At 33.4% G+C, this 4,959-nt stretch carries 5 protein-coding genes; 2 read left to right on the top strand and 3 right to left on the bottom strand.

What is annotated here, in order from left to right; translation table 11 throughout:
* Positions 1 to 124: 124 nt before the first annotated feature.
* Complete coding sequence (locus KQA_RS0213280) at positions 125 to 538, top strand: RrF2 family transcriptional regulator (RefSeq protein WP_029209596.1); 414 nt, start codon at positions 125 to 127, stop codon at positions 536 to 538.
* 19 nt (positions 539 to 557) lie between these two features.
* On the opposite strand, the gene KQA_RS0213275 is transcribed toward KQA_RS0213280, so the two are convergent.
* The 3 genes from KQA_RS0213275 to KQA_RS0213265 form a co-directional block, all read right to left on the bottom strand.
* On the bottom strand, positions 558 to 794 hold the full coding sequence (locus tag KQA_RS0213275) for a hypothetical protein (RefSeq protein WP_010181892.1): 237 nt from the start codon (positions 792 to 794) through the stop codon (positions 558 to 560).
* A gap of 112 nt (positions 795 to 906) precedes the next feature.
* Positions 907 to 2,337, bottom strand: coding sequence for an SDR family oxidoreductase (locus KQA_RS0213270; RefSeq protein ID WP_010181891.1), 1,431 nt, complete (start codon positions 2,335 to 2,337; stop codon positions 907 to 909).
* 22 nt (positions 2,338 to 2,359) lie between these two features.
* Positions 2,360 to 2,794, bottom strand: a complete 435-nt coding sequence (locus tag KQA_RS0213265) for a hypothetical protein (RefSeq protein WP_010181889.1) — start codon at positions 2,792 to 2,794, stop codon at positions 2,360 to 2,362.
* A 192-nt stretch (positions 2,795 to 2,986) separates the two neighbouring features.
* Between KQA_RS0213265 and argS the strand changes: the two genes are divergently transcribed.
* The gene (gene argS / locus KQA_RS0213260) at positions 2,987 to 4,759 is read left to right on the top strand and encodes an arginine--tRNA ligase (RefSeq protein WP_010181888.1); all 1,773 of its coding nucleotides are present in this window, start codon (positions 2,987 to 2,989) and stop codon (positions 4,757 to 4,759) included.
* The last annotated feature ends 200 nt before the right edge of the window (positions 4,760 to 4,959 follow it).

Below are 4,959 nucleotides of genomic sequence, written 5' to 3'. Positions count from 1 at the left end.
ACAACCCACAACCCACAACCCACAACCCACAACCCACAACCCACAACCCACAACCCACAACTATAAAAATTCTTTTCACTATATTCGTTATTCGGTAAATCCTATAGGATTAATAGAGAATACAATGCTTTCTAAAAAAACAAAATACGGACTTAAGGCGCTTAGTTTTATAGCAAAAAAGGAATGTAAAGACCCTGTATCTATATCTGAGATAGCAAAGTGTGAAAACATTTCTCAAAAATATTTGGAAAGTATCCTGTTGAATTTAAAAAAGGCAGGAGTTTTAAGTTCTAAAAAGGGAAAAACAGGCGGTTATTATTTATTGAAAGAGCCTCAGGATATACCTATGTCCAAAATTATAAGAGTTTTAGAAGGTCCAATAGCAATGCTCCCTTGTGTAAGCTTAAATTTTTATGAAAAGTGTGATGATTGCCCCGATGAAGAAGCCTGTTCTGTACATGAATTAATGATCCAAGTGAGGGATAGTACGCTTAAAATTTTGGAAAATACGACACTGGCAGATTATACTAAGAAATAAATTTAGGCCTACAAATACTTCAGGTAAAATTATATTTTTCAATGTCTTTAGTTATGATATCAATAAGTTGTTTAATGTTGGGTTCATTAGGATCATCAACCTGATTCATTATTTTTGCAAACAAAAACAAATATTTGGATATATAAAGTTCTCTTAGGCTTTGGTCCGAATAGTTTTTGCCTTCATTGATAATAAAAAACATCAATTGCCGTATGATTTTGGCGAGTTCGTCAGTATCGGTTGTTGTGGTAATCATAATAGTTTAATTAGTGATATTGAAATTACAAATAGACTAATTCAATAATGACAAGCACTGTTATTATAGCATAAAGAAATCGACGAAAACCTTTTTTTATAGGTGTAAATACTCAATGATACCCATGAGCAATGTGGTGAAGCATTTTGTTAAATATAAAATAATGAAAGGGGAGCATACTAAACCAATACAACCTTCCGGCTAAGCCTTTTGGTCTAAATGTTGCAGTTTGGTGCAGGTTATTATTGTTGTCAATTGAAAATTCGAGCCAAGCTTCACCGGGTAAACGCATTTCAGCAAAAAGGAGTAATCTTTTTTCAGCTTTATCAGCGACTAATACGCGCCAAAAATCAATAACATCACCAGAGTCAATTCTATTTAGATGAGTACGACCCCTTCGTAAACCTACACCTCCAAAAGCTTTGTCTATATGTCCTCTAATTTTCCACATCCAATCGCCGTAATACCATCCAGTTTCTCCTCCAATAGCCCAAATGCGTTCTAAGGCTTCATCGGGGGTGTTTATTTTTAGTTGTTTATGGTCAAAGAGGCACCCATTAGTGGGGACCGAAATATATTTTTGTAAATCTTTTTTAAAACGCCCGCTTACCATGGAGTCTTTCCAGCTGGAAACTACTTGATTTTGTTTAATGCTTGTAAAAGCTAATTGAAGTGCTTTGGTGTAAGTCATAGGCTGAAGGCCTAATAGATTTTGCAAGCTTTTATCCTTAGCAATAACAGGAACTTTCATACTGTCCACTAAATTGATGGCTAGTTTGTATGAAGTTGATGTAACAAAATATAACCAGTATGAAGATAACTTGGGAGTCATTACTGGTAAGGTGACAATATATAATGGGATTTTACGATATTTTGCATACAAGTATAACATTTCCTTGTAGGTGATTACATTGGGACCGGCAATATCAAAGCTTTGGTTATAAGTTTTTTTATTTAAAGGAGTATTAATTAAAAAACGTAACACGTCCCTAATGCCTATGGGTTGTGTTTTGGTGTTTACCCATTTGGGAGTGATCATAAAGGGTAGTTTTTCACATAAATCACGAATAATTTCAAAAGAGGAACTCCCAGAGCCTACAATAATACCAGCACGTAAAACAGTAACATAAGGGAGTCCTTTGTATAAAATTTGTTCCACATTTTTTCGTGACTGTAAATGTTTGGAAAGTTTGTTGTCATTCACAATACCACTCAAATAAATTACATGTTTTGTTTGAGCTGCTTTCATGTAACTATTAAAATTCATGGCAGATAAAGCTTCCTTTCTGTCAAAATCTTCGGTAGACGAAGTCATAGAGTGGATTAAATAATAGGCAACGTCAATATTTTTAGGAAAATCAGTAGTATTTATATCATGTAAAAAATCAACCTCAATAACTTCTATTTTTGATAATAACTCTTCAGAAACATTAAATCGGTTTTTATCGCGAACACAACAAATAACCTCAAAACCATTATCGATTAATAATGGTAGTAATCGCATTCCTATATAACCATTGGCGCCAGTAAGTAGTATTCGCATAATTTACATTAATTAGTATTTGTTAAAGTAAATCGTCTAAACTTGTTGGTTGTTGTTTTTTCTTTTCAGACATAATTCGAGAAACAAATTTATGGATACTAGCATCCAGTGGAGGGGCTAGTATTTTAATAAAGTAAGTGTCCTTATGAAAACTATATTCATTACTAGATCCTTTATAAATGCTTAGTTTGTAATAAGGAATAACCAAAACGTAGGTTTCTAAGCGCTTTTGGAAGGCTAAAATGATACCTTTAGGGCGTAATTCAATATTGCAAGTATTTGTGTTTTGGTCCAGCTGTAATAAATTATAAATATGCATACTGGCTTTGGTTATCCGTAATTTGGGAGATCCTATGCCCTTCATTTTTAAGCGGTCAAGTAAAGAGTAAGGGTGCCCTACTAAATCATTGATTTTTCTATTTATTTCGGGGTCATTATGGGAGTTGTTTAATAGCATAAGTGTTAATTTACAAAAAGAATAGAAACCCTATGAGTAACTTCAAATAAAATTAACAAGCGTTTGATAGCGGAGTAGTTTTTATTTTAAATTTAATCTGCAAAGAAGCTTATTGATATATAGTAAAAATCATAAATCATAATTCTCAATTCATCATTTACTTAACTATCTTTGCGCTTCAAAAATTAGTGTATGCAAATCCAACATTTACTTACTGAAAAAGTAACACAAGCAGTAGCGGAAATATTTAACGCTCAATTACCAACCGTAGAGTTTCAGGCTACTCGTAAAGAGTTTGAAGGAGATATTACAGTAGTGGTATTTTCTATGTTACGTGTAGTAAAAGGAAATCCAGTGCAAATTGGAGAGCAAATAGGTGCGTATTTAGAAAAAAATGTGACCGAAGTTAAAGCATTTAATGTCGTAAAAGGCTTTTTAAATTTAGTTATTGCCGATGATTATTATGTCAACTTTTTTAACGCTAATAAGATAAATGCAACTTACGGGTTTGTAACTCCAGATGATTCAAATGGGGTGATGGTTGAGTATTCATCGCCGAATACAAATAAACCATTACACTTAGGACATGTTCGTAATAACTTGTTGGGTTATGCTGTGGCCGAAATTTTAAGTGCAAGTGGGAAAAAAGTATACAAAACCCAAATAATAAATGACCGAGGCGTGCATATTTGTAAATCTATGTTGGCTTGGAAAAAATTTGGTGAAGGTGAAACACCAGCGTCAACCGGTTTAAAGGGAGATAAGCTTGTAGGGAACTATTATGTAAAGTTTGATCAGGAGTATAAAAAAGAAATTGAAGCTTTAATAGCTGAAGGTGTTAGTGCGGAGGAAGCCAAAAAGAACGCACCTTTACTGTTGGAAGCTCAAGAAATGCTTCGCCAGTGGGAACAAGGTGATCAAGAAGTAATTTCATTATGGAAAATGATGAATCAATGGGTATATGATGGTTTTGGAAGTACCTATACTAAGTTAGGCGTTGATTTTGATAAAAATTATTACGAAAGTGACACGTATAAATTAGGAAAGGATGTTGTTGAAGATGGTCTATCCAGAGGGATATTTTACAAAAAAGAGGATGGATCAGTTTGGATTGATTTAACAGAAGAGGGGTTAGATGAAAAATTAGTATTGCGAAGTGATGGAACTTCGGTGTACATGACACAGGATATTGGAACAGCGATTCAACGTGCTAAAGATTTTAGTGTAAAAGGAATGGTTTATACCGTGGGTAATGAGCAAGATTATCATTTTCAGGTATTGTTTTTAATCCTAAAAAAAATAGGCTTCTCGTGGGCTGCAGATTTATTTCATTTAAGCTACGGAATGGTTGATTTGCCTAGTGGGAAAATGAAAAGTAGAGAAGGAACAGTGGTGGATGCAGATGATTTGATTGATGAAATGCAAAACAATGCAGCTACGATATCTAAGGAATTAGGGAAATTGGATGATTATTCGGAGGAGCAAAAGCAAGAAGTGTATACTACTATTGGGTTAGGGGCATTAAAATATTATATTTTAAAAGTAGACCCCAAAAAGCGTATTCTTTTTGATCCAGAAGCTTCTATTGATTTTCAAGGGAACACTGGGCCATTTATTCAATATACCTATGCCCGAATTCAAGCTATTTTAAGAAAAGCACAACATGATCAATCTATTCAAATTAGTGATATAGTTTTAGAAGAAAAAGAAAAAGAAGTGCTGAAACAATTGGAATTATATCCGGAAGTTATTCAGCAAGCGGCAAAACAATATAGCCCAGCTTTAATTGCAAATTACACTTATGATTTGGTTAAAGCTTATAATTCATTTTTTCAGAATGTACCTATTTTTGGAGCAGATACGCCAACACAAATTACGTTTAGAGTTCAGTTATCTCAATGGGTGGGTAATGTTATCGCATCAGGATTTAGTTTGTTAGGAATAAAGGTTCCCGAACGTATGTAACAATAGAAGAATTGTGATAGTCGAATAAAAAAAGAGGCAGAAAGCCTCTTTTTTATTTTTTTAAATTTGTTGTCTTAAAATTTAATCCAAGTTTATGTTTTTTGAAACAATGCGATCCAGAATATTTATTGGATGCTATTAACCTGAGTTCGATTATTAGAACAGATAAATTTGGTTAGTATTTTGGGTTTCAAATTTAA

Source organism: Aquimarina agarilytica ZC1 (assembly GCF_000255455.1).
In the GTDB taxonomy this organism is placed as follows: domain Bacteria; phylum Bacteroidota; class Bacteroidia; order Flavobacteriales; family Flavobacteriaceae; genus Aquimarina; species Aquimarina agarilytica.
The sequence above is the reverse complement of the archived record's forward strand: the minus strand, read 5'-3'. Positions and strand labels throughout refer to the sequence as shown.

Bases quoted from the DNA above. Each gene is read 5' to 3' on its own strand.
- KQA_RS0213280 (WP_029209596.1), top strand. From the start codon at position 125: ATGCTTTCTAAAAAAACAAAATACGGACTTAAGGCGCTTAGTTTTATA.
- KQA_RS0213275 (WP_010181892.1), bottom strand. From the start codon at position 794: ATGATTACCACAACAACCGATACTGACGAACTCGCCAAAATCATACGG.
- KQA_RS0213270 (WP_010181891.1), bottom strand. From the start codon at position 2,337: ATGCGAATACTACTTACTGGCGCCAATGGTTATATAGGAATGCGATTA.
- KQA_RS0213265 (WP_010181889.1), bottom strand. From the start codon at position 2,794: ATGCTATTAAACAACTCCCATAATGACCCCGAAATAAATAGAAAAATC.
- argS (WP_010181888.1), top strand. From the start codon at position 2,987: ATGCAAATCCAACATTTACTTACTGAAAAAGTAACACAAGCAGTAGCG.